Source organism: Methylobacterium sp. BI1 (assembly GCF_056680125.1).
The window spans coordinates 4135542-4159135 of the sequence record NZ_CM155267.1 but is presented as its reverse complement, the minus strand read 5'-3'; the positions used below and the strand labels follow the sequence as shown (position 1 = coordinate 4159135).

The 23594-nt window shown below is 67.3% G+C and carries 19 protein-coding genes; 11 read left to right on the top strand and 8 right to left on the bottom strand.

Going from position 1 to position 23594, the window contains the following annotated elements:
• Nucleotides 1–5: 5 nt before the first annotated feature.
• The 4 genes from AC1MGR_RS19650 to AC1MGR_RS19635 form a co-directional block, all read right to left on the bottom strand.
• On the bottom strand, nt 6–1658 hold the full coding sequence (locus tag AC1MGR_RS19650; RefSeq protein WP_480232637.1) for a putative bifunctional diguanylate cyclase/phosphodiesterase: 1653 nt from the start codon (nt 1656–1658) through the stop codon (nt 6–8).
• Between the two features lie 117 nt (nt 1659–1775).
• A complete protein-coding gene (locus AC1MGR_RS19645; RefSeq protein WP_480232636.1) occupies nt 1776–2651 on the bottom strand; it encodes a 4-(cytidine 5'-diphospho)-2-C-methyl-D-erythritol kinase in 876 nt (291 codons plus the stop codon).
• Between the two features lie 81 nt (nt 2652–2732).
• Nucleotides 2733–4586, bottom strand: coding sequence for a tetratricopeptide repeat protein (locus AC1MGR_RS19640; RefSeq protein WP_108034200.1), 1854 nt, complete (start codon nt 4584–4586; stop codon nt 2733–2735).
• Nucleotides 4587–4750: 164 nt separating this feature from the next.
• Complete coding sequence (locus AC1MGR_RS19635; protein WP_480232635.1) at nt 4751–6412, bottom strand: electron transfer flavoprotein-ubiquinone oxidoreductase; 1662 nt, start codon at nt 6410–6412, stop codon at nt 4751–4753.
• 231 nt (nt 6413–6643) lie between these two features.
• Here AC1MGR_RS19635 and AC1MGR_RS19630 point away from each other — a divergent pair, with 231 nt between their 5' ends.
• The 3 genes from AC1MGR_RS19630 (at nt 6644) to moaB (ending at nt 9204) form a co-directional block, all read left to right on the top strand.
• A complete protein-coding gene (locus AC1MGR_RS19630) occupies nt 6644–7546 on the top strand; it encodes a uracil-DNA glycosylase (protein ID WP_480232634.1) in 903 nt (300 codons plus the stop codon).
• Nucleotides 7547–7649: 103 nt separating this feature from the next.
• On the top strand, nt 7650–8561 hold the full coding sequence (gene ypfJ, locus AC1MGR_RS19625) for a KPN_02809 family neutral zinc metallopeptidase (protein WP_108034203.1): 912 nt from the start codon (nt 7650–7652) through the stop codon (nt 8559–8561).
• An 85-nt stretch (nt 8562–8646) separates the two neighbouring features.
• Nucleotides 8647–9204, top strand: coding sequence for a molybdenum cofactor biosynthesis protein B (moaB, locus tag AC1MGR_RS19620; RefSeq protein ID WP_480234845.1), 558 nt, complete (start codon nt 8647–8649; stop codon nt 9202–9204).
• A 198-nt stretch (nt 9205–9402) separates the two neighbouring features.
• Here moaB and AC1MGR_RS19615 read toward each other — a convergent pair whose 3' ends face one another.
• Nucleotides 9403–9924 carry a hypothetical protein gene (locus AC1MGR_RS19615; RefSeq protein WP_480232633.1) on the bottom strand — a complete coding sequence of 174 codons (522 nt, stop codon included), beginning with the start codon at nt 9922–9924 and terminating at the stop codon, nt 9403–9405.
• A gap of 168 nt (nt 9925–10092) precedes the next feature.
• On the opposite strand from AC1MGR_RS19615, the gene AC1MGR_RS19610 reads away from it, so the two are divergent.
• Entirely contained in the window at nt 10093–11217 is a 1125-nt protein-coding gene (locus tag AC1MGR_RS19610) for a PA0069 family radical SAM protein (RefSeq protein WP_480232632.1), read from the top strand.
• Here AC1MGR_RS19610 and AC1MGR_RS19605 read toward each other — a convergent pair.
• The 3 genes from AC1MGR_RS19605 to AC1MGR_RS19595 form a co-directional block, all read right to left on the bottom strand.
• Nucleotides 11183–11812: a ribonuclease HII gene (locus AC1MGR_RS19605; RefSeq protein ID WP_108034206.1), complete on the bottom strand. Its 630-nt coding sequence runs from the start codon at nt 11810–11812 to the stop codon at nt 11183–11185. The two genes, AC1MGR_RS19610 and AC1MGR_RS19605, sit on opposite strands and share 35 nt — an antisense overlap.
• Before the next feature lie 67 nt (nt 11813–11879).
• Nucleotides 11880–12959 (bottom strand): glycosyltransferase family 4 protein, encoded by a 1080-nt coding sequence (locus AC1MGR_RS19600; protein ID WP_480232631.1) that lies wholly within the window; start codon nt 12957–12959, stop codon nt 11880–11882.
• Nucleotides 12956–13777: a UDP-2,3-diacylglucosamine diphosphatase gene (locus AC1MGR_RS19595; protein WP_108034208.1), complete on the bottom strand. Its 822-nt coding sequence runs from the start codon at nt 13775–13777 to the stop codon at nt 12956–12958. The genes AC1MGR_RS19600 and AC1MGR_RS19595 overlap by 4 nt, the downstream gene beginning before the upstream one ends.
• A gap of 585 nt (nt 13778–14362) precedes the next feature.
• Here AC1MGR_RS19595 and AC1MGR_RS19590 point away from each other — a divergent pair.
• From AC1MGR_RS19590 to AC1MGR_RS19560, 7 genes are all read left to right on the top strand, one after another.
• Complete coding sequence (locus AC1MGR_RS19590) at nt 14363–15571, top strand: aminotransferase class V-fold PLP-dependent enzyme (protein WP_480232630.1); 1209 nt, start codon at nt 14363–14365, stop codon at nt 15569–15571.
• 115 nt (nt 15572–15686) lie between these two features.
• Complete coding sequence (locus AC1MGR_RS19585) at nt 15687–16625, top strand: D-2-hydroxyacid dehydrogenase (RefSeq protein WP_480232629.1); 939 nt, start codon at nt 15687–15689, stop codon at nt 16623–16625.
• A 117-nt stretch (nt 16626–16742) separates the two neighbouring features.
• Nucleotides 16743–17603 (top strand): NADP-dependent methylenetetrahydromethanopterin/methylenetetrahydrofolate dehydrogenase, encoded by an 861-nt coding sequence (locus tag AC1MGR_RS19580; RefSeq protein WP_055957917.1) that lies wholly within the window; start codon nt 16743–16745, stop codon nt 17601–17603.
• A 5-nt stretch (nt 17604–17608) separates the two neighbouring features.
• Nucleotides 17609–18250 carry a methenyltetrahydrofolate cyclohydrolase gene (fchA, locus tag AC1MGR_RS19575; RefSeq protein WP_480232628.1) on the top strand — a complete coding sequence of 214 codons (642 nt, stop codon included), beginning with the start codon at nt 17609–17611 and terminating at the stop codon, nt 18248–18250.
• Nucleotides 18251–18490: 240 nt separating this feature from the next.
• Nucleotides 18491–19681 carry a malate--CoA ligase subunit beta gene (locus AC1MGR_RS19570; protein ID WP_108034212.1) on the top strand — a complete coding sequence of 397 codons (1191 nt, stop codon included), beginning with the start codon at nt 18491–18493 and terminating at the stop codon, nt 19679–19681.
• A 20-nt stretch (nt 19682–19701) separates the two neighbouring features.
• The gene (gene sucD, locus AC1MGR_RS19565) at nt 19702–20595 is read left to right on the top strand and encodes a succinate--CoA ligase subunit alpha (RefSeq protein WP_108034213.1); all 894 of its coding nucleotides are present in this window, start codon (nt 19702–19704) and stop codon (nt 20593–20595) included.
• Between the two features lie 195 nt (nt 20596–20790).
• Entirely contained in the window at nt 20791–23550 is a 2760-nt protein-coding gene (locus AC1MGR_RS19560; RefSeq protein ID WP_108034214.1) for a phosphoenolpyruvate carboxylase, read from the top strand.
• The last annotated feature ends 44 nt before the right edge of the window (nt 23551–23594 follow it).

The following is a 23594-nucleotide window of genomic DNA, read 5'->3' as shown; positions in this document are numbered from 1 at the left end:
GACCGTCAGGCCGCCGCCTGACGCATCACCGGGCTGGGCGCGAGGGAGACGAGCCCGCAACCGGTGGCCTCGGTCGTTTCGGCCTGCGACGGCGCGATCACGATCCGGCCGTCCTCAGCGGACCATTGCGTGAGGAGGCCGTCGGTGGTGGCCTTGTCCATGGGCCGTCCGAAGAGGTAGCCCTGGCCGTAGGTGCAGCCCTGGCCGGCCAGCCAGTCGACGCTGGTCCCGCTCTCGATGCCCTCTGCCGTGGTGAGAAGTCCGAGGCTGGAGCCGAGGGCGATGATCGCATCCACGAGCTTGGCCCGCTCGCTGCTCTGGCGCATCGATTCGACGTAGCTCCGATCGATCTTGAGCTTGTCGAACTGCAGCTCGCGCAGGTGGTACAGGCTGGAATAGCCCGTGCCAAAATCGTCGAGGGCGATGCGGACGCCGAAGCTCTGCAGCGACTTCAGGGCAGTCCGCGCCGCTTCAAGATCGTTGACGAGAGCCGTTTCGGTGATCTCGATCTCCAGGCGGCCCGGCGCGAATCCGGTCTCCGTCAGGATGCCGAGGATGTGCTCGGGCAGATGCGGATCGCGCAGTTGCAGCGGTGAGATGTTGATCGCCAGCTGGAGATGGGCGGGCCAGAGCCGAGCGTCCCGGCAGGCCCGGCGCATCAGCGACCAGGTCAGCTCGGCGATCAGGCCGGTCTCTTCGGCGAGGCTGATGAAATCGGCAGGGGTCAGGACGCCGAGCCGCGGATGATTCCAGCGGGCCAGCACCTCGAACCCGATCAGATCGCGGCCGGGCAGGGACACCACCGGCTGGTAGAACGGCTCGATCTCGCCCTGCTCGATACCGACCCGCAACTCGCCCTCCAGACGAGCCCGCGCCTTCAGCGCCTGACCCATGTCGAGATGGAAGAACCGATAGGTCCCGCGCCCGTCCCGCTTGCCCTGGTACATGGCGACATCGGCGGCGTGCAGCAGCGCCTCCGCGGTGCGGCTTTCCTCCGTCGCCGTGGCGATGCCGATGGTGGCGCCGATCTCGAGACGGCTCTGGGTCCAGGCGATCGGCTGTGAGAGCGAGGCGATGATGCTCTGTGCGAGACGGGCCAGGATCTCCGGATCGCTGCCGGCGTCGAGGAGGAGAGCGAATTCATCGCCTCCGAGACGTGCAACGAGGCTCTGGGGCGGGGCGAGCGCCCGAAGACGATCGGCGATGACGCAGAGGACCGCATCGCCCGCGGCGTGGCCGTGCACGTCGTTGACCGGTTTGAAGCGGTCGAGGTCGATCAGCATCACGGCGACCCGCGGAAGACCGGTGGCCACGCGGATGCGCGCTTCGAGGGTTTCCCGAAACAGGCGGCGATTGGCGAGACCCGTCATCGCATCGTGGCGTGCGACGGCCTCGGCATGGGCCTCGGCTCCGTCCCGGTCCTGCATCGCCTTGCGCAGCTTGAACGACTTGCGAACGGCCGCGACGACCACGCCCAGGCTCATGCAGAGGGACAGCATCAGGAGATCCTGAAGTTGATGCGTCCGGGTCGCGTCGATGAGAACCGTGAAGAATCCGAGCTGGGTGCCGACGATCCAGATGCAGGAGCCGATCATCATCAGGCACAGGAGTTCTCGGAGCTCGCCCTCTCCCCAAGAGTTGTTTTTGTGATCGGGCATGCACCGCTCCTTGCGCGTGCCGATCCTGCAGACTCAAACCTTGAGCGAGCGTAAAGCTGACGGCGCAAGTCGACGTGGATGCACGGAAAGTTGCTATCCGACCGGGATGCCGAATGCTTAGCGCAGCATCGCTGCGCTGACCCACCAACCTGGATGAGCCCTCACGATGCTGTGTGCAGCGCGGGCCGCCTCGGACCGATGCTCGAAGACTCCGAACACCGTCGCACCGGACCCCGACATCCGTGCCAGGCGGCAGCCGGGGGCGGCCCGCAGCGCTTCGAGCGTGACATCGATCACGGGGGCGATGCACCGCGCCGGGGCTTCGAGATCGTTCCGCGCCGGCGTGATCGCGTGGAGGAGTGCCTCCGCCCCGAGACCGGGGGCGATGACGGGATGTTCACCTGAGCCGTGGCGATCGCCGACCGCGAGCCCGAGGGCGCGGAATACCGGTGCGGTCTCGACCGGGACACCCGGATTGATCAGGACCGCCGGCAGCGGGGCCATCGCCAGGGCGGGCCCGACCGCTTCGCCGGCACCCGCCATCATGCGGGCGCAGGGGACGAGGCAGACCGGGACATCGGCGCCGGTGGCACGGGCAGCCGCGACCAGATCCGCATCGTCGGGGGCCATGTCGTTGAGGCGGCCGAGCAGGCGCAGGGCCGCGGCGGCGTCGGAGGAGCCACCGCCGATGCCGGCGGCGACCGGCAGGCGCTTCACGAGATGGAAGGTGCCGTGGCGCAGTCCGGGCCGCCGGCGTGCGAGGTGACGCGCGGCGCGGATGACGAGGTTGTCGTCGAGGGGGCCGGCCGGACCGGCCGTCGGGCCCGAAACGGTCAGGCCCAGTTCGGGTCCCGGCTCCAGGCTGAGCGTGTCGCCGGCCCCCGTGAACGCCACGAGACTTTCGAGCTCGTGGTAGCCGTCGCCGGCCCGGCGGCCGAGGACGTGAAGCGTCAGGTTGATCTTCGCCGGAGCGCGGGTGACGAGAAGGGACACGGACACTCGGGGCTCACGGATCGGGCAATCGCGGGGCCGGTCTGACCCCGCGATGCGCGTTCCGTCAAGCCTTCGCGCCGTTCAGCCGCCGCTCTTCTTGTCGGCAGCGCCCGGAGGCTCGTTCGGAGCCGGAGCGCCCTTCGGCAGTTCCGGATTGACCTTGCCCTCCGGCGGGTTCTCGGCGGTGGCCGCGGGCTTGTCGAGTTCCGGCAGTCCGTCCTTCAGCTTGGCGTTGATCTTTTCGAGATCGTCCGGCTCGGGGTTCAGGTCCTTGGCGTGCTGCCACTGGAACTTGCCCTCCAGGCGACGGCCGGCACGCCAGTAGGCGTCGCCGAGATGGTCGTTGATGGTCGGGTCGCCAGGCTTCAGCTCGATCGCCTTTTCCAGCTCGCGCACCGCGTCGTCCCAGCGGCCGAGGCGGAAATAGGCCCAGCCCAGGCTGTCGATGATCATGCCGTCGCGCGGAGCCGCATCGACGGCCTGCTTCAGCATCGTGAAGGCCTCGTCGATGTTCATGTTCTGGTCGACCCAGGAATAGGCCAGGTAATTCAGCACCTGGGCCCGGGCGCCCGGCTGGCTCGCGGGGACCAGCTCGAGGGCCTTCTTCAGATCGGCCTCGGCCTTCGGCCATTGCTTGGCGCGCTCGTAGGCGGTGCCGCGGAAGTAGAAGGTCGTCCAGTAGTTCGAGGCGGGCTTGTCGCCGATGAGCGCGATGGCGCGGCTGTAGGTCTCCGCCGCTTCCTCGTACTTCTTGCGCGAGCGCTGAACGTTGCCCAGCGCCGTGACGACGTCGATGTCGTCCGGATGCGCCTTCATCGCGGCATCGAGATGGGCGATGGCCTCGTCGCCCTTGCCCATTTGCTCGAGGTTCAGTCCGACCTGGACGTCGGCATTGAGGCGCAGGGGCGAGGTGGTGGGGATCTGCGAATAGGCTTCGTTCGCCCGCTCGGTCTGCTTCATCCGGTCGAGGATGTCGGCGAGGGTGAGCCGCGCGAGCGCATGCTCGGGGGCGAGGTAGAGGGCGAGGCGCAGGTAGACCACCGCCGGCAGCTCGTCGCCCTGGGTGGAGCCGGCCGAGCCGAGGCCGTACAGCACCTCGCCGGCGCCTTCCTGCGCCGAGTTGACGAGGCGGCTGAGGGGCTTGCCCTCCTTGAGCTTGGTCAGGGCGTCGCGCACGATGGGGTGGCGCGGCAGGAGTTTGTCGAACTCGGTGTAGGCCTGGATCGCGAGGTCGGTGCGGCCGGCCTGAGCCTCGAAGCGGGCATAGGCGTCGACGATGCGCAACGTGTTGCGGTCGGCGTCGTAGGCGGCCTTCAGGCGACGCTCCGCCTCGGCCTGATCCCCGACGAGGCTGGCGATCAGCCCGGCGTGGAAGTCGCGGAAGGTGTTGTAGTAGCGCTCGCCCTTGAGCTTGTTGATCGTCTCCAGCGCGCGCTTGCCGTCATTGGCCCCGGCGAAGGCCCAGGCGGTGAGCAGCGTTCCGGTCAGGTCGGCGGCAGCCCCCCGGCCGCTGCGCGCAAAATTCTGGCGCGCCTGGGCGAACTGTCCGGCCTTGATCTGGCGCACGCCGAGGGCGAGCTGGGCGAGGCCGTTCGAGCCGTCACGGCTGGTCAGGCGCTCGGCGGCCCGGAAGGCGTCCGGCAGGGAGCCGTCAGCGAGCAGCGACACGAAGGCGCGCTCAAGAAGCTCGGCATTGCGTGGATCGGCCTTCACCGCCTCGCGGTAGTAGCTCGCGGCGGCCGCGGTGTCCTTGGAGGCCCCGGCGATGTAGGCGGAGAGGAAGTTGCCCTCCAGCGACTCGGCCGGCTCGTACTCGGAGATCGGAGCGGATTCCCGCGGCTGGGCCGCGTAGGCCGCCGGCGAGCCCGCGAGGCAGACGGCGAGGGCCGAGAGGACCCGGCGGCCGGTCCGGCTGGTTTTGGCTGTTCCGTTCATGGGCACCGATCACGGCTCCTGCGCACCGGCCATCTCGGCGGCCGGGCTCGATTGGGGCGGGACACTGGACTCTTACCGCCATCCTCGCAAGGCATAAGGATGGCGGCCCCCGCGCCCGCCATCCCTCCTCGTCCGACCGTGATCCGGCGGCGTACCGACCGCCCTCACATGTTCGGGTAGTTCGGTCCGCCCGGACCTTCCGGGGTCTCCCAGTTGATGTTCTGGTTCGGATCCTTGATGTCGCACGTCTTGCAGTGGACGCAGTTCTGGGCGTTGATCTGGTAGCGGACGCCGTCGCTGGCTCCGGTATCCGCCACCCATTCGTAGACGCCGGCCGGGCAGTAGCGCGCGGACGGTCCGCCGTAGACGTCGTGCTCGGAGGCTTTCTGCAGCTCCATGTTCCGAACCTTGAGATGGGCCGGCTGGTCCTCCTCGTGGTTGGTATTGGAGAGGTAGACCGAGGAAAGCCTGTCGAAGGTCAGCTTGCCGTCCGGCTTCGGATAGACGATCGGCTTGACCTCGCTCAGTGGCTTCAGCGTCGCGTGGTCCGGCTTGCCGTGCTTCAGCGTGCCGAAGGGCGAGGCCTCTAGGATCGTGTTCGACCACATGTCGAGACCGCCGAGGCCGACGCCGACCAGCGTCCCGTACTTCGACCAGAGCGGCTTCACGTTGCGCACGCGCTTCAGGTCCTGGCCGATGGCGCTGTCGCGCCAGCCGTTCTCGTAGGTGACGAGCTCGTCGCCCTGCCGACCCGACTCCAGCGCCTGTGCCAGGGCCTCGGCAGCCTGCATGCCGGAGAGGACCGCGTTGTGCGAGCCCTTGATGCGCGGCACGTTCACGAAGCCGGCGGAGTCACCGACGAGACATCCGCCGGGGAAGACCAGCTTCGGGACGGACTGCCAGCCGCCCTCCATGATGGCGCGCGCGCCGTAGCCGATGCGCTTGGCTCCCTCGAAGGTCTCGCGGATCATCGGGTGCGTCTTGAAGCGCTGGAACTCCTCGAACGGCGACAGGGTCGGGTTCTCGTAGTTCAGGTGCGTGACGAAGCCGACCGAGAGCAGGCCGTCGTCGAAGTGATAGAGCCAGGAGCCGCCACCGGCCTTGTTCGGCAGCGGCCAGCCCATGGTGTGCTGCACGAGGCCGGCCTGGAACTTGTCGGGGTTGAGCTGCCACAGCTCCTTGACGCCGAGGCCGTACTTCTGGTGGTCGCTGTGGGCGTTGAGCTTGAAGCGGTCGATCAGCGCTTTGGTCAGCGATCCGCGCGCGCCTTCGCCGAAGACCGTGTACTTGGCCCGAAGCTCCATGCCGCGGGTGTAGTCGTCGCGCGGCTCGCCGGATCTGCCGATACCGAGGTCGCCCGTCGCGATGCCCACGACCGCGCCGGCCTCGTCGTAGAGGACCTCCGAGGCCGGAAAGCCGGGATAGATCTCGACGCCGAGTTCCTCGGCCTTGGCACCGAGATACTTCGTCACGTTGGAGAGCGAGCCGACGAAGTTGCCATGGTTCGACATCAGCTTGGGGAAGAACAGGTTCGGCATGGTCACGCCGCTGTTCTTGGTCAGGAACATGAACTCGTCGCGCTCGACCGCCGTCTTCAGCGGGCGCGCCTCGTCCTGGCGCCAGCCGGGGAGCAGGCCGTCGAGACCGGAAGGATCGATCACCGCACCGGACAGGATGTGGGCGCCGACCTCGGAGCCCTTTTCCACCACCACGATGCTGACGTCCGGCGCCAGCTGCTTGAGGCGGATGGCAGTCGCGAGTCCGGCCGGACCGGCGCCCACGATCACCACGTCGAACTCCATCGCCTCGCGTTCGGGCAGCGCCATCCGTCATCCTCCTGTCGTGCATCCGCTTTCCGCGGGCGCGTTGGTCGTGCGATCCCATGTTTGGCGATCACTCTCAACCCATTCCAAGTTTGGAACGCAAGCCGAGTTAAGGACGCAAGCGTCCCTACGCCCGGGGATGACGGGGGGTGACGATGTCGCGTGGGGCAAAAGGTGGTGCGCGGCGTCGCATGCCCCGTTGTCCACAGCTCGCTGAGGCGCCACATCAGGAACATGAGCCAGGGTGACGACCGACAGCGGGATCTGATCGTGAACCTCGACTTCCACGTCGAGGCCGGTCTCGACCTGTTTCTGGACGAGGTGCCCCACGATCGCTTCGCGGAGGTCGATGCGCCCGAGCCAGTGCGCGCCGCCCCGAGCCGTCCGGCCCCCGACAGACAGGTCGCCGAGAGACAGGCGCCCGACCCCGACCGTCCCGCCCTCGACGATACCTTCCGCACCGAGTTGCCCCCGCGCCGGCCGACACCGCCGCCGACCCGAACCTTCGGACAATCGGCGTCGGCCAAGCCCGGCGAGGCCGCGGGCGATGCCCGCGCGCGGGCAAAGGACGTGCAGACCCTGGAGAAACTGGAAGCCCTGCTTGCCGGCTTCGACGGCTGCCCCCTGAAGTTCACCGCCAAGAACCTCGTCTTCGCCGACGGCAATCCGGCGGCGAAGTTGATGTTCATCGGCGAGGCGCCGGGGGCCGACGAGGACCGGGTGGGCAAGCCGTTCATGGGCCGCTCGGGCAAGCTCCTCGACCGCATGATGGCGGCGATCGGCCTCGACCGGACGAAGGCCTACGTGACCAACATCGTGCCGTGGCGGCCACCGGGGAACCGTAACCCGACCCCTCAGGAGGTCTCGATCTGCAGGCCGTTCATCGAGCGGCAGATCGAACTCGCCGATCCTGACCTCATCGTCTGCCTCGGCAGCCCGGCGACCCAGGCGATCACCGGCACAAAGGACGGTATCCTGAAGGCGCGCGGTCGCTTCTACCCCTACCACGTCGGGGGGCGCGAGATCCGCGCCCTGGCGACGCTGCATCCGGCCTATCTTCTGCGCCAGCCGTTGCAGAAGCGCCTCGCCTGGCGGGACTTCCGGACGCTGCGCGCCGCCCTCGACGGGAAGGCGTGAGCCCGCTAGGGCCAGCGCCCAAGCGGAACCGTATCCCGCGACCGCGACTTACTTCACGCGGGCGTGTGTGACGCCGCGTGGCCGGACAGGGTGTAACGAGATCATGCGCTGGGAAGATTTCCGCTCGTCGGACAATGTCGAGGATCGGCGCGGCGAAGGTGGCGGCGGCGGTGGGTTCGGCTTTCCCGGCGGTGGCGCCGGTGGCCTCGGCATCGGCACCATCGTCATCCTGTGCATCATCGGCTGGGTCACGGGCATCAACCCGGCGATCCTGATCGGCGGGGCCGAGCAGATGTCCGGCGGCGGGCGCCCGCGCCAGGAGCAGGTCGATCCGCAGACGCAGGCCCAGCGCAAGACCAAGCCCACCGACGAGAGCGGCCGTTTCGCCGCAGCGATCCTCGGCAATACCGAGGACGTGTGGAAGGAGGTTCTGCCGAACCAGACGGGCCGACAGTACCGGCCGACCGCGATGGTTCTGTACACCGGTGGTACGCGCAGCGGTTGCGGTTCGGCCCAGGCCGCCATGGGGCCGTTCTACTGCCCGATCGACAAGAAGGTCTATCTCGACACCTCCTTCTTCAAGGAGATGGAGCAGAAGTTCGGCGTGAAGGGTGACTTCGCCTACGCCTACGTTATCGCCCACGAAGTCGGACACCACGTCCAGGACGAGCTCGGCATTCTCGGCAAGGTCCAGGGACGTCAGCAGAACGCATCGAGCAAGACCGAGGCGAACCAGCTCTCCGTGCGCATCGAGCTCATGGCCGACTGCCTCGCGGGCGTCTGGGCGAAGAATTCCAACGACAAGTACAACGCCCTCGAGCAGGGCGACATCGAAGAGGCGATGCAGGCGGCGAGCGCTATCGGCGACGACAAGCTCCAGAAGCAATCGCAGGGTTATGCCGTGCCGGATTCCTTCACGCACGGTTCGTCCGAGCAGCGGATGCGCTGGTTCATGACCGGCTATCGCAGCGGCCAGACGAAATCCTGCGACACGTTCCGGGCCGCGCGTAACTGAGGTGCAGCCGACGCGCTGTCGGGGAGTGGGGCTTTCGCGTACGATCGTTCCCGTCCCACCCGCGTTCGGTTGAAGGCATTCCATGATGGTCGCATCCGATAAGACCCGCAGCTTCATCCCGCTGGCGATCGCGGTTCTCACGGTGTCGGACACCCGGACGGACGAGGACGACCGCTCCGGCGACACCCTCGTCGAGCGCCTCAGGGCCGGCGGTCATTCTCTGGCGGCTCGTGCCATCGTTCCCGATGAAGTCGCGGCGATCCGCGAACAGGTCGAGACATGGAGCCGGGACCCGGCCGTCGACGTGGTCATCACCACGGGCGGCACGGGGTTCACGGGACGCGACGTGACGCCCGAGGCGATCGAGCCGCTGTTCGAAAAGCGCATGGACGGCTTCTCGGCCGTCTTCCACCGTATCTCCTACGACAAGATCGGGACCTCGACCCTGCAATCCCGCGCGACCGCAGGGGTCGCGAACGCCACCTACATCTTCGTGCTGCCCGGCTCGCCCGGCGCCTGCCGCGACGCCTGGGATGGCATCCTGGCCGCGCAGCTCGACTACCGCCATCGCCCCTGCAATTTCGTCGAGATCATGCCCCGCCTGGACGAGCATCTGCGCCGCGGCGCATCCATCTCGGTCTAGGGATCAAACTGGCCCGGACGCATCGATCCGCGATCGGTCTCCCGGGTCGAAGACCATCAGCATTCTCCGCAGCCATCGGGCGCTCCGGATTCGCCGCTGAAAGACGTGATCACCGAATTGCTGCGCCGTTCAACCGTCAGGAGAATGCGGCGGGTCGGTTGGCGAAACTATCGGGCGGCTTGGTTTCCCGCTTAAGCCTCAAGCCCTGTCGAGACGCGCGGAGAGCCGACGGGCCTTCAGGCGGCGGGCGAATTTCGGACCGGCGAGCAAGCGGTCGCGCCTGACGAGATCGCCGGGCCGTGGGGCGGTCACGCCGATCACGCTTTCCCCCCGCGCGGCGATCCGTGCGGGCAGGCCGGTATGCGGACGGCGCAGGCGGGCCAGCGAAACGTCGGGTCGGGCAGTGCCGATGAACCGATCAAGGAGGCGGATCCAGCCCTCGGCCGGAACGTCGCCAGCTTCGAGGCACAGGAGCCAGTCCCGGCGGGCGGCCTTGGCGCCGGCCGACCAGGGCGAGGCACCGCGCCCGCGGAGAACGACCTTGGCACCGGTCGCCTCCGCAACCGTTTCGATCGTCGCATTCGCCGCGGCCACGATGATCACCGCATCGCCGACGAGCCCCGCCGCGACGCCAGCCACCAGCGCGCCGAGGGTATCGACAAGCTGATCGATGGAATCGGGATCGGTGGGCCGGGTCACGGAGATGAGAGCCGAGATCATGCGCGCGCATACCGCATTTTTGCGTCGCGCAAAGCCATCGCATGGCGACGCATCGCCGGCGGAGGGGTGGAAATGCTGAGTGACAGCCGATCTGCCTGAAATATCCGCAGTCTCGTTGTTGTATGTTCGTGATATGTTCTCATCCGTCTCAACGGATGAGCCTGTTCCATGCCCGATGCCATCTCCGGCCCTTCGCAGCTCGGCCTGGGTTCGTCACATCGGCTGCCCGCAACGACGCCACAACCGGCCGTCCGTAGGGGTCGGGGGGCCACGGCCAATCCGAGTGGACGATTCGAGGCAACGCACCGGGAGGCCTTCGACGACGGATGGTCCGGTACCGACGAAGCGGCGCCCCTGCGCACGGAGGTGCGACCGGAGCACGCCCGGACCCTCATCACCCGCAACACCTCGCCCGATATCTCGTTCGACCGCTCGATCAATCCCTATCGCGGCTGCGAGCATGGCTGCGTCTACTGCTTCGCCCGCCCGAACCACGCCTATGTCGGCCTTTCGCCGGGACTCGATTTCGAGACCAAGCTGTTTCGAAAGGTCGATGCCGGCGCCCTGCTTCAGCGGGAACTGTCGGCTCCCGGCTACAGTCCGGCCACCATCGCCCTCGGTACCGCCACGGACCCCTACCAGCCGATCGAGCGGGAACATCGCGTCACCCGCGCGGTGCTGGAAGTCCTGGCGCGCTTCCGCCACCCCGTCGGAATCGTGACGAAGTCGAACCTCGTCGTGCGCGACCTCGATCTCCTAACCGATCTCGCGCGGGACGGCCTCGTGAAGGTGGCCATCTCGGTGACCACCCTCGATCCTATCCTGGCACGCAGGCTGGAGCCGCGCGCGCCGCATCCGCAGAAACGCCTGGATGCGATCGGCCGCCTGAGCGCGGCTGGCATTCCCGTGATGGTCATCGCCGCGCCGGTCATTCCTTCGCTAAACGACCACGAGCTTGAGGCGATCCTCGCCGAGGCGCGCGAACGCGGCGCGGTGGAGGCGAGCCACGTTCTCCTGCGCCTGCCGCTCGAGCTCGATGACCTCGTGAACGACTGGTTCGCCGAGCACTACCCCGGTCGCCAGCGCCACGTCATGTCGCTGGTCCGCGCTGCGCGGGGCGGAAAAGCCTATGATGCGAGCTTCGGCACGCGAATGACCGGTACCGGCGCCTATGCCGACCTGATCTGCCAGCGCATGCGACTGGCCCGGCTGCGCCTCGGCTATCCCGAAGTCCGACGGCGCCTGCGCACCGAGCTGTTCAGGGTGCCGACGGACCAGTTGAGCCTGTTCTGACATCGTAGGCGCGCGTGAAGCTGAGGCGGTGATGGGGTGAGCGGCCGCGGCGTGCGAGGCCGGCGAGGTGGAGGCGCGTGCCGTAGCCGACATTGCTCGCCCAGCCGTAATCCGGGTAGCGGCCGGCCAGCCGCCGCATCAGGGCATCGCGCAGGGTCTTGGCCACGATGGAGGCGGCGGCGATCTGCGGCACCAGCCGGTCGCCCCCCACCACGGCGTGGCCCGGGAGGGTCAGGCCCGGAACCGTATCGCGGCCGTCGACCCAGACCGGCGCGTCGAGGTGGAGCGCGAGGACCGCGCGCCGCATGGCGTCGAGGGTGGCGGCGCGTACGTTGATCCGGTCGACCAGGGCGCGCGACCCGGCTGCCACCGCGACGCGGGCCCGGGCCCGGATCAACGGCGTCAGCGCCTCGCGCTCCGCCGCCTTCAGACGCTTGCTGTCATCGAGGCGCGCCAGGATCTCGGGCGGAAACGCGGCCGGCGCGAACCATACCGCTGCGACGATCACCGGGCCGCAGAGGGCGCCGCGCCCGACCTCGTCGCAGCCGATCACGACTGGGTAGGTCTCCGCCAAGCATGGGTCGAAGGGCGGCATCGGGCAGGGTCCGGGGCAGGGGGCGGATCCGTTTCCCCTAGCGTGGGTGGCTAGACGGGTCCACGCATCAGCCGAGTTCCACGATGCCTTGCGACGTCGAAGCCGCGGCCCGGAGGCGCGCGGGCGTGCTGCCATGGGCGCGGGCGATGTTGTCGTAGAACTGGCGCGCGCTCTCGGCCCAGGTGTAGCGCAGGGCTTCTCGGCGGCAGCGTTCCCGCGAAATCGCGAGGGTGGCGAGGGCGGCGGAACGCAGGTCTCGATCGAGCACGCCGGCACCGGTGCGGCCGATGACGTCGAGGGGGCCGGTAACCGGATAGGCGGCCACCGGAACGCCGCAGGCGAGGGCTTCGAGAAGCACGATCCCGAAGGTGTCGGTCAGGCTCGGAAAGACGAAGACGTCGGCGGCTGCATAGAGGGCGGCGAGGGCGGCGCCCGTGCGGGTGCCGAGGAACCGGGCCTCCGGTGCAATGCCCGCGAGGCGGCCCCGGTCCGGGCCGTCCCCGACGATGACCTTGGTGCCGGGCAGGTCGAGGCGCAGGAACGCCGCGAGGTTCTTCTCCACGGCGAGCCGTCCGACGGAGAGGAAGATCGGCCGCGGCAGGCCGGCGAATTCCACCGGCTCCGGCGCGCTCGGTGCGCAGGGTCGGAACAGCTGGGTGTCGACGCCCCGCGTCCAGCGCATCAGGTTGGTGAAGCCGCGCGCGTCGAGGTCGCGCTCCAGGGAGGGGGTCGAGACCATCGTGCCGTTGGCCGCACCGTGGAAACGGCGCAGCCAGGCGTAGCTCCAGGCTTCCGGCACGGGGGCCCGGGCGGACAGGTATTCCGGGAAGCGGGTGTGATAGCTCGTGGTGAACGGACGACCATGGGCGAGGCAGTAGCGCCGCGTGGCATAACCCACCGTCCCTTCCGTGGAGATATGGACGTGGGTGGGACGCAGGTCGTCCCAGAGGCGCGCCACGTGCCGCTTGGTGGCGTAGGCGAGGCGGATCTCCGGATAGCCCGGCAGGGGAACGGACGCGAAGTCCTGGTGAGTCAGGAACACTGGGTCGAAGCCGTAGGCGGCACCTGCCGCGGCCATGTTCTCCAGGGAGCGGACCACCCCGTTGACCTGCGGATGCCAGGCATCCGTCGCGATGAGAAGTCTCACGCGACCGCCCGGGCTCCATCGGGCCGTGGGCGGCCGACGAGATCGGCGCGCGCGGTGCGGGCCCGCAGCAGGCTTGGATAATGCAACACCTCCATGGTGCCGTCGTAGTGCTCGACGATGGCGGTGCAGGATTCCACCCAGTCGCCAGTGTTCAGGTAGCTCAGGCCGTTGATCTGCCGGTTGGCCGCATGGTGGATGTGGCCGCAGATTACCCCGTCGGCCCCGACGCGCTTGGCCTCGGCGCTCAGCAGCTCTTCGAACTTGCCGATGAAGTTGACGGCGTTCTTCACTTTGAGCTTGGCCCAGGCCGAGAGCGACCAATAGGCGAGGCCGAGTCGGCGGCGAGCCGTGTTGACGTAGGTGTTCACGAAGAGGGCGAAGGTGTAGGCGCCGTCTCCCAGGAAAGCCAGCCACTTGGCATGCCGGACCACCATGTCGAACTGGTCGCCGTGAATGACGAGGTAGCGCTTGCCGTCGGCGGCCTCGTGCACGCGCTGGTCGGCGATCTCGATCCCACCGAAGGTCATGCCGATATAGTCGCGCAGGAACTCGTCATGGTTGCCCGGCACATAGACAAGCGTCGAACCCTTACGCACCTTGCGCATGAGCTTCTGCACGACGTCGTTGTGGCTTTGCGGCCAGTACCAGCCCGACTTGAGTTGCCAGCCATCGACGATGTCGCCGACGAGGTAGATCTCGTCCGCATCGTAATCGCGCAGGAATTCGAGCAGCAGATCGGCCTGGCAGCCCTTGGTGCCCAAATGCATGTCGGACAGGAACAGGGTCCGGACGCGGGTCGTCTCGGTGTCTTCGCCCACGCTCGCCTCCGGGACAGCCTCCGATGTCAGCAGCCAAACCGGATTCCCGTATCAGTTTGATGACGTTGGCCCCGCGAGACCCGGCGCCTTCTGCGCCGCGACGTAAGCTCTTCTTCCACAAAAAAAATTTTGATTTGAGACCAAGTATTTCGGGTTTTCCTTTCGGCAGGAAGCCGGGCATAGTCCCGCTCAAGGTGCCCCACCGGGCCGCGTTCGAGAACGCATGACCGGAGCCCATCGAGGCGAACTAAGGGTGCCGTCCCCGGGGACGACGACGCTGAAACGGCCCAGCGGTCAGCGCGTGTCGCGCGACCCGGCCCATGGAGAAGAGGCTTGAGGTATTCGGTGGCGCGCGCGGCGACGGGCGTCGAGGGGAGACCTTCGGCGCGGACGGACTTAGGTCTCGTCTCTGTCCATCCGTCGCGCGCGAGCGATTTCGTCCCGCGATTCATCTGACCAGCGGTCGCCAGGAGCATTCGGGATCGTCCCGGGACGCTCCGTGCGATCCGCCCCAACCCTCGGCGCATCATTGTCGCCGCACGCCAGGGGCGTGTGGGCGCTAACGTGAGAAACGGAGAAAACACCATGGCGGCAACGCGACGTCCCGGCCGGAACCATCTGTTCGTCCCGGGCCCGACGAACATCCCGGATCGCGTGATGCGCGCGATGATGGTCCAGTCCGAGGACCACCGCTCGGTGGATTTCCCGGCGCTGACGAAGCCTCTCTTCGAGGACACCAAGGCTGTCTACGGCTCGAAGGACGGCACCATCTTCCTGTTCCCGGCCTCCGGCACGGGCATCTGGGAATCGGCGCTCTCGAACACCCTGTCGCGTGGCGACAAGGTGCTGGCCGCCCGCTTCGGCCAGTTCAGCCACCTCTGGATCGACATGGCCCAGCGCCTCGGCCTCGAAGTGATCGTCCAGGACGAGGAGTGGGGCACGGGTGCGAACCCGGAGCGGATCGGCGAGGCCCTGCGCGCCGACAAGAACCATGAGATCAAGGCCGTCATGGTGGTCCACAACGAGACCGCCACCGGCGTCACCAGCGATGTCGGCGCCGTGCGCAAGGCCATCGACGCCGCCGGCCACCCGGCCCTTCTCTTCGTGGACGGCGTCTCCTCGATCGGGTCGCTGCCGTTCAAGATGGACGAGTGGAAGGTCGATTGCGCGATCGCCGGCTCTCAGAAGGGCCTGATGCTCCCCGCCGGCCTCGGCGTGATCTGCGTCAGCCAGAAGGCACTTAAGGCCGCCGAGACCTCGTCGGGCCAGAACGACCGCCTGGCGCACGTCTACTTCGACTGGGCCGACCACCAGAAGCAGAACCCGGCCGGCTACTTCCCCTACACCCCGCCGCTGCCGCTGCTCTACGGCCTGCGCGAGGCGCTCGCCTGCCTCAACGAGGAAGGTCTCGAGAACGTCTATCACCGCCACCACGTGCTCGGCGAGGCAACCCGCCAGGCCGTGGCGGCCTGGGGCCTGAAGACCTGCGCCAAGGAGCCCAAGTGGAACTCCGACACCGTCACGGCGATCCTCGTGCCGGAGGGCGTCGACGCCGCGGCGATCATCAAGCACGCCTACGTGCGCTACAACCTGGCGCTGGGTGCCGGTCTGAGCCAGGTCGCCGGCAAGGTGTTCCGCATCGGCCACGTCGGTGACATGAACGAGCTGTCGCTCCTGGGCGCCATCGCGGGCGCCGAGATGGCGATGCTCGACCATGGGGTGAAGGTGCAGCCCGGCTCGGGCGTCGCCGCCGCGTCGAGCTACCTGCGCGAGAACCCGCTCGCAAAGGCCTGATCGACCGTGCCGGAGCGGACGACCCCGCTCCGGCACACCTGACGCATTTTATCTGTGACGTGCCCGATCCGCGGCATGTCCATTCGTGACGTGGCCGGTTCGGCCAGAGGATTCCATGACGAAGAAGATCGTGTTCCTCGACCGCGAGTCCCTGGACGCCAAGGTCCGTGAATTCAGCTTTCCGCACGAATATGTCGAGTACGAGTCGACCTGGACGCCGGAGGAGATCGTCGAGCGCTTGCAGGGTGCCGAGATCGCGCTGATCAACAAGGTCCCGATGCGGGCCGACACCCTGAAGCAACTGCCCGACCTGAAGCTGATCGCGGTGGCCGCCACCGGCACCGACGTGGTCGACAAGGAGGCCGCCAAGACCCAGGGCATCACCGTCGTCAACATCCGCAACTACGCCTTCAACACCGTGCCCGAGCACGTGATCGGCCTGATGTTCGCTTTGCGCCGGGCGATCGTTCCCTATGCCAACTCCGTGCGCCGGGGCGATTGGGCGAAGTCGACCCAGTTCTGCTACTTCGACTACCCGATCCACGACATCGCCGGCTCCACCCTCGGCATCGTCGGCTACGGGGCCCTGGGTAAGTCGATCGCCAAGCGCGCGGAAGCCTTGGGCATGAAGGTCATCGCCTACGACGTCTTCCCCCAGGAGGGTCTCGTCGACTTCGAGACGATCCTCACCGAGTCCGACGTCATCACGCTGCACGCGCCCTTGACGCCCGAGACCCGCAACATGATCGGCCGCGAACAGCTCGCAAAGATGAAGAAGCATGCGCTCCTCATCAACACCGCCCGCGGCGGCCTCGTGGACGAGGAGGCCCTGGCCGAAGCCCTCAAGGCCGGTACCATCGGCGGCGCCGGCTTCGATGTGGTGATGACCGAGCCGCCGAAGAACGGCAACATTCTCTGCGAGCTCGACCTGCCGAACCTCATCGTCACGCCGCACGTGGCCTGGGCCAGCAAGGAGGCGATGCAGATCCTCGCCGATCAGCTCGTCGACAATGTCGAGGCCTTCGTCGCCGGCAAGCCGCAGAACGTGGTGTGACGCGGGTCCGCGCGCCCCATCCACACCGCCGCGCATCGTGATCGCCGCGGCGATCGACCAGATCGAACAACAAACGCCAGCCGCGCCGAGCGCGGGACCGACAGGGATCCAGAGACAATGAAGAAACTGCTGTTCCAATTCGACACCGACGCCGTCCCGAGCGTGTTCGACGTGGTCGTCGGTTACGATGGCGGCGCGGATCACATCACCGGCTACGGCAACGTCACCCCGGACAATGTCGGCGCCCTCGTCGACGGTACGATCTACACCCGCGGCGGCTCCGAGAAAAAGTCGACGGCGATCTTCGTAGGCGGCGGCAGCATGGCGGCCGGCGAGGCGGTGTTCGAGGCGGTGAAGAAGCGCTTCTTCGGCCCCTTTCGCGTCTCGATCATGCTCGATTCCAACGGCTCGAACACCACGGCAGCCGCCGGCGTCGCCTTGGTCCAGAAGGCGGCCGGATCGCTCCAGGGCAAGAAGGCCGTGGTTCTCGCCGGCACCGGCCCGGTGGGCATGCGCTCGGCCGCGCTCCTCGCCCAGGAAGGCGCCGAGGTCATCCTCTGCGGTCGCTCCCTCGACAAGGCGCAAGCTGCTGCCGACCAGATCAACACTCGCTTCAAGGTGAACATCAAGGCTGCCGAGACTCCCGATGCCGCTTCGCGCGCACAGATCGTCAAGGGCCAGAACCTCGTGTTCTCGGCCGGCGCGATCGGCCTCGAGCTCCTGCCGGAGGACGCTTGGAAGGATGAGGCCAGCATCGAGTTCGTGGCCGATTACAACGCCCAGCCGCCGCTCGGCTTCGGCGGCATCGAGGCCATGGACAAGGGCAAGGACCGCCACGGCAAGAAGGTGTTCGGCGCGCTCGGCATCGGCGGCCTGAAGCTGAAGCTCCACCGCGCTTGCGTCGGCCAGCTCTTCGACAACACCGAACAGGTGCTGGACGCCGAGGCGATCTACGCCCTCGCGAAGAAGATGGCCTGATCGTCATGGCCGCGAAAGAGAACGCCGCCAACGAGACCATCCAGACCTTCCTCGACGGTCTGGCGAGTTCCGCGCCCACCCCCGGAGGAGGTGGCGCGGCCGCCATCTCCGGCGCCATGGGGGCCGCCCTCCTTAGCATGGTGTGCAACCTCACCATCGGAAAGAAGAAGTACGTCGAGGTCGAAGAGGAGCTGAAGCAGATCCTCGGTCAGTCCGAGGCCCTGCGGACCGAACTCACCGGCATGATCGCCGACGATGTCGAAGCCTTCGACGCCGTGATGGGCGCCTACGGGCTTCCCAAAGTGACAGACGAGGAGAAGGCCGCTCGGGCGGAGAAGATCCAGGCCGCCCTAAAGGTCGCCACCGACGTGCCGCTCGCCTGCTGCCGTGCCTGTCGCAAGGTGATCGACCTCGCTGAGATCGTCGCCGACAAGGGCAACCTGAACGTCATCTCGGATGCCGGCGTCGCGGTGCTCTCGGCCCATGCCGGCCTGCGCAGCGCCGCGCTGAACGTCTACGTCAATGCCAAGGGCCTTGATGACCGGGCCTTCGCGGACGAGCGTCTCCGTGAGCTCGAAGCCTTGCTGGGCCCGGCCGGTCCGCTGAACGAGTCGATCTACGAGGTCGTCAAGGCAAAGGTGAACTGAGCCGCCGCCCTTTCGTGTCGCGCAGGTTTCGCGCGGCACGAAGACAAACTAAGAGTGCAGGTACAGCAAGAGCTGCTCCCGACGCCATCGGGGCAGCTTTTCTGCAAATTGAATACAGTTTCACGACCTTCAAGTCAGAGTGAAACAGACTGTAAAAAAAATATAAGTCGCAAAGCACTTTCCGTGAAGTGAAATTTACGAGACAGTCGCGGCAAGGAAGAAACGCCGAGGAGAACGCCCATGGACGTGCACGAGTACCAGGCCAAGGAACTGCTTGCCGGCTTCGGCGTCGCGGTCCCGAAGGGAGCGGTCGCCTTCAGCGCCGATCAGGCCGTCTACGCCGCCACGGAGCTCGGCGGCTCCTTCTGGGCGGTGAAGGCCCAGATCCACGCCGGTGCACGCGGCAAGGCCGGCGGCATCAAGCTGTGCCGGACCTATAACGAGGTCCGTGACGCCGCCAAGGAGCTCCTCGGAAAGCGCCTGGTCACCCTGCAGACCGGCCCCGAGGGCAAGCCGGTCCAGCGCGTTTACGTCGAGACCGCGGACCCGTTCGAGCGCGAGCTCTACCTCGGCTACGTCCTCGACCGGAAAGCCGAGCGCGTCCGCGTCATCGCCTCCCAGCGCGGCGGCATGGACATCGAGGAGATCGCCGCGAACGAGCCCGAGGCCCTGATCCAGGTCGTGGTCGAGCCGGCCGTCGGCCTGCAGCAGTTTCAGGCGCGCGAGATCGCCTTCCAGCTCGGCCTCAACATCAAGCAGGTCTCAGCGGCCGTGAAAACGATCATGAACGCCTACCGGGCGTTCCGTGATTGCGACGGCACCATGCTGGAGATCAATCCTCTCGTCGTCACCAAGGACGACCGGGTGCTGGCGCTCGACGCCAAGATGTCCTTCGACGACAATGCCATGTTCCGCCGGCGCAACATCGCCGACATGCACGATCCCTCGCAGGGTGATCCGCGAGAGGCCCAGGCCGCCGAGCACAACCTGTCCTATATCGGGCTCGAGGGTGAGATCGGCTGCATCGTCAACGGCGCGGGTCTCGCCATGGCCACCATGGACATGATCAAGCATGCGGGCGGCGAGCCCGCAAACTTCCTCGATGTCGGCGGCGGCGCCTCGCCGGACCGGGTTGCGACGGCTTTTCGTCTCGTTCTCTCCGACCGCAACGTCAAAGCGATCCTGGTCAACATATTCGCCGGCATTAACCGCTGCGACTGGGTCGCCCAGGGCGTGATCCAGGCCGCGCGCGAGGTGAAGATCGACGTGCCGCTCGTGGTCCGGCTTGCCGGCACCAATGTGGAGGCAGGTCAGAAGATCCTGGCCGAGAGCGGCCTCGACCTCATCACCGCCGACAGCCTCTCGGATGCCGCCGCGAAGGCCGTCCAGGCCTGCGAAGCGGCCAAGAACAGCCCCAAGACCAGCCACTGAGACGCAGGGGAGGATACGTCATGAGCATTCTGATCGACGAGAAGACCCCGATCCTGATCCAGGGCATCACGGGCGACAAGGGCACCTTCCACGCCAAGGAGATGATGGAGTATGGCTCCAACGTCGTCGGCGGGGTCACCCCCGGCAAGGGCGGAAAGACACACCTCGGCGTCCCGGTCTTCAACACCGTCAAGGAAGCCGTCGAGGCCACGGGCGCCACCACCTCGATCACCTTCGTGGCACCGCCCTTCGCGGCCGACGCCATCATGGAAGGGGCCGATGCCGGCCTCGCGCTGATCTGCTCGATCACCGACGGCATTCCGGCCCAGGACATGATGCGCGTGAAGCGCTACCTGCGCCGCTACCCCAAGGAGCGCCGCACCATGGTGGTCGGCCCGAACTGCGCCGGCATCATCTCCCCCGGCAAGTCGATGCTCGGCATCATGCCCGGTCACATCTACCTCAAAGGCAATGTCGGCGTGATCTCGCGCTCCGGCACTCTCGGGTACGAGGCCGCCGCGCAGATGAAAGCCGAGGGCATCGGCATCTCCACCTCCGTGGGCATCGGCGGCGACCCGATCAACGGCTCGTCCTTCCTCGACCACCTCGCCCTGTTCGAGCAGGACCCCGACACCCGGGCCGTCCTGATGATCGGCGAGATCGGCGGTCCCCAGGAAGCGGAGGCCTCGGCCTGGATCAAGGAGAACATGTCGAAGCCGGTGGTCGGCTTCGTCGCCGGCCTCACCGCTCCGAAGGGCCGCCGCATGGGTCATGCCGGCGCGATCATCTCGGCCACGGGCGACTCGGCCGCCGAGAAGGCCGAGATCATGCGCTCCTACGGCCTGACCGTGGCGCCGAGCCCCGGCGAGTTCGGCTCGACGGTGGCGCAGGTGATGCGCAAGCTGGCGGCCTGATCCGCGACCCCCTCCCTCCTCGCGGGGGAGGGGCGGCGGAGCGATCGGGAGAGGGAGCGCCTCACCGATCACAGCAGCCGTCAGACCGACTCTCCCCGCACGCGGGGAGATGTGGTTCTCGAAAACGCGACACCCATCCGATGCCCGCTTCCGTCGCGGTCGATCGGCGAAGAACTTTTCTCAAGGTGGCCTTCGATGACGGATACCCTTCACGCCCCGGTCGGAGCCGTCGACCACACCTTCGCGCCGCCCGTCATCACGGGCACCTCGTCGAAGGAAGCCCTCGACATCCTGTTCCACGCCCTGCTCGCCGTTGCGCGCCGGCACGAGCCCGAACTCGAGGACGTGCTGCACGGGCGCGCCAACATCTCGGAGTTCTCGCCCGAGCTTCTCGCTCGCGCCCTCCAGGTGCAGGGCATCTGGTTCCAGCTGCTCTCCATCGCCGAGCAGAACGCCGCCATGCGCCGGCGCCGGCAGGTCGAGCGCACCAAGGGCCGAGAGGCCTTGGGCGGCAGCTTCAGCGCCGTCCTGGCCGATGCGGCGGCGAGCGGAATCAAGGCACCGGAGATCCATGCGCTCCTGAAGGACTTGCGGATCCGTCCGACGATCACGGCGCATCCCACCGAGGGCAAGCGCGTCACGGTGCTGGAGAAGTTCCGCCGCATTTACCTTGTGCTGCGCGAGCTGGAGCTGCCGCGCTGGACCGAGCGCGAGCGCAATGGCCTGATGAACGAGCTGCGTGATCAGATCGAGCTCGTCTGGATGACGGGCGAGTTGCACCTGGAGAAGGCCACCGTCGAGCGTGAGGTCGCCTGGGGGCTGCACTTCTTCGACGAGACCCTGTTCGAGATGCTTCCCGAGGTGCTCTACTCCCTGGAAGAGAGCCTGGCGCAGTACTATCCGGACGAGAAGTTCGAGGTGCCGCCGTTCTTTCAGTTCGGCTCGTGGATCGGCGGCGACCGCGACGGCAACCCCTACGTCACTTCGTCCGTCACGCGCGCCACCCTTCAGCGCAATGCGCTCGCGTCCCTGCGTCGCTATCGCGATGGCGTCACCTCGCTCGGCCGCACGCTTTCGCTGACCGAGCGCTCGCTCCCTGTGCCGGAGTCCTTCAAGGCCGCGCTCGCGCAGATGCTGACCGAGAGCGGTGACGGCCGCGCCATCGCCAACCGCAACCCGGGCGAGGCCTATCGGCAGTTCCTCACCTGCGTCCTGCGCAAGCTCGAGGCGACGATCCTCCGCAACAAGGGCCAGCGCTCGACCGGACCGGACTATCCGAGCGCGGACGGCCTGATCAACGACCTGCGCACCCTGGAGCAGGGACTGGCCGATGCGAAGTGCCCGTCCCTGGCCGTCGATCTCGTGCGTCCGGTCCGGCGCATGGTGGAGATCTTCCGCTTCTCCACCGTCCGCCTCGACCTGCGCGAGAACACCACGCGGACCACCAAGACCCTGCAGGCCCTGTGGAGTCAGGCCAACGGGCAGAACCGCACGCCGCCGGACGTCGACTCTCCTGAGTGGAAGAAGTGGATCGTCGATGAGCTCGCTCGGCCGCGTAGGGCCGAGCGCAGCTTCGAGGATCTGCCCGACGACGCACGGGAAACCCTGGAAACCTTCGCGCTGGTCGGCGAGATGCGCGAGCAGCTCGACCGGGAGGCCTTCGGTTCGTTCATCCTGTCGATGACCCGTTCGGTTCAGGACATCCTGGGGGCCTATCTGCTCGCCAAGGAGGCGGGCAACTTCCTCGACGCGACCGGCACAGAGATCTGCTGCCTGCCGATCGTGCCGTTGTTCGAGACCATCGATGATCTGCGTGCAGCCCCCGCGATCATGAAGGAGCTGTTCTCGATCCCGCTCGTGCGCCGGTCTACCCGCTGGCAGGGCGGCGTGCAGGAGGTGATGATCGGCTACTCCGACTCGAACAAGGACGGCGGGTTCGTCGCCTCGAACTGGGAGCTCTACAAGGCGCAGGACAAACTGACCCAGCTCGGCAAGGCCTCGGGCGTGCCGATCGCGTTCTTCCACGGTCGCGGCGGGTCGGTGAGCCGCGGCGGGGCACCGACCGCCCGCGCCATCGCGGCCCAGCCTCCCGGCTCGATCAATGGACGCTTCCGAACCACGGAGCAGGGCGAGGTGGTCTCGTTCAAGTACGCGAACCGGGGCACCGCCGCCTATCAGATGGAGCTTCTCGCCTCGTCGGTCTTCCAGCATGCCCTGAAGTCGGAGCGTGAGGCCGCCAAGCTGCCCCGCAGCGAGTTCGACGATTGCCTGGAGGCTTTATCGGGTGCTTCGCGCGCCGCTTACGTGAACCTGATCCAGCACCCCGACCTCGTCACCTATTTCGGGGCCGCGAGCCCGCTGGACGAGATCGCGCTCCTCAACATCGGGTCACGTCCGGCCCGTCGCTTCGGCGCACGCTCGCTTTCCGATCTGCGGGCGATCCCCTGGGTCTTCGCATGGTCGCAGAACCGCCACGTCATCACTGGCTGGTACGGCGTCGGCTCTGGGCTGAAGAGCTTCCTCGACGTGCGCGGCAAGCAGGGTGAAGCGCAATTGCAGCGGCTCTTCGCGGAATCGAAGCCGTTCCGCCTCATCCTCGACGAGGTCGAAAAGACGCTGCTGATGGTCGATCTGGAGATTGCCCGCGACTATGCCGGCCTCGTGCCCGACGAGGGAGCGCGCAACAGCATCTTCCCGCTGATCGAAGCCGAGTACGCGCTCACCCGCGAGATGGCCCTCCGCGTCAGCGGCGGCACCGAACTCGCCGAACGCTTCCCGCTCTTCCGCGACCGCCTCAACGGGCGCCTGCCGACCATCAACCAGGTCAGCCGCGAGCAGGTCGAGTTGCTGCGCCGATTCCGCTCGGAGGAGGACGAGGACCAGCGCGAGGCGGTGAAGTCCGCCCTGCTGCTCTCGATCAATTGCATCGCCGTCGGCTTTGGCGCCACGGGATAACGGCTTTGACAGGATCCCGCGGGCCTGCGCCGGCCCCCGGTCGC

Bases quoted from the DNA above. Each gene is read 5' to 3' on its own strand.
- AC1MGR_RS19610 (WP_480232632.1), top strand. From the start codon at position 10,093: ATGCCCGATGCCATCTCCGGCCCTTCGCAGCTCGGCCTGGGTTCGTCA.
- AC1MGR_RS19615 (WP_480232633.1), bottom strand. From the start codon at position 9,924: ATGATCTCGGCTCTCATCTCCGTGACCCGGCCCACCGATCCCGATTCC.
- AC1MGR_RS19560 (WP_108034214.1), top strand. From the start codon at position 20,791: ATGACGGATACCCTTCACGCCCCGGTCGGAGCCGTCGACCACACCTTC.
- AC1MGR_RS19640 (WP_108034200.1), bottom strand. From the start codon at position 4,586: ATGAACGGAACAGCCAAAACCAGCCGGACCGGCCGCCGGGTCCTCTCG.
- AC1MGR_RS19590 (WP_480232630.1), top strand. From the start codon at position 14,363: ATGGCGGCAACGCGACGTCCCGGCCGGAACCATCTGTTCGTCCCGGGC.
- ypfJ (WP_108034203.1), top strand. From the start codon at position 7,650: ATGCGCTGGGAAGATTTCCGCTCGTCGGACAATGTCGAGGATCGGCGC.
- fchA (WP_480232628.1), top strand. From the start codon at position 17,609: ATGGCCGCGAAAGAGAACGCCGCCAACGAGACCATCCAGACCTTCCTC.
- AC1MGR_RS19585 (WP_480232629.1), top strand. From the start codon at position 15,687: ATGACGAAGAAGATCGTGTTCCTCGACCGCGAGTCCCTGGACGCCAAG.
- AC1MGR_RS19580 (WP_055957917.1), top strand. From the start codon at position 16,743: ATGAAGAAACTGCTGTTCCAATTCGACACCGACGCCGTCCCGAGCGTG.
- AC1MGR_RS19570 (WP_108034212.1), top strand. From the start codon at position 18,491: ATGGACGTGCACGAGTACCAGGCCAAGGAACTGCTTGCCGGCTTCGGC.
- AC1MGR_RS19605 (WP_108034206.1), bottom strand. From the start codon at position 11,812: ATGCCGCCCTTCGACCCATGCTTGGCGGAGACCTACCCAGTCGTGATC.
- sucD (WP_108034213.1), top strand. From the start codon at position 19,702: ATGAGCATTCTGATCGACGAGAAGACCCCGATCCTGATCCAGGGCATC.
- AC1MGR_RS19635 (WP_480232635.1), bottom strand. From the start codon at position 6,412: ATGGCGCTGCCCGAACGCGAGGCGATGGAGTTCGACGTGGTGATCGTG.
- AC1MGR_RS19650 (WP_480232637.1), bottom strand. From the start codon at position 1,658: ATGCCCGATCACAAAAACAACTCTTGGGGAGAGGGCGAGCTCCGAGAA.
- AC1MGR_RS19630 (WP_480232634.1), top strand. From the start codon at position 6,644: ATGAGCCAGGGTGACGACCGACAGCGGGATCTGATCGTGAACCTCGAC.
- moaB (WP_480234845.1), top strand. From the start codon at position 8,647: ATGGTCGCATCCGATAAGACCCGCAGCTTCATCCCGCTGGCGATCGCG.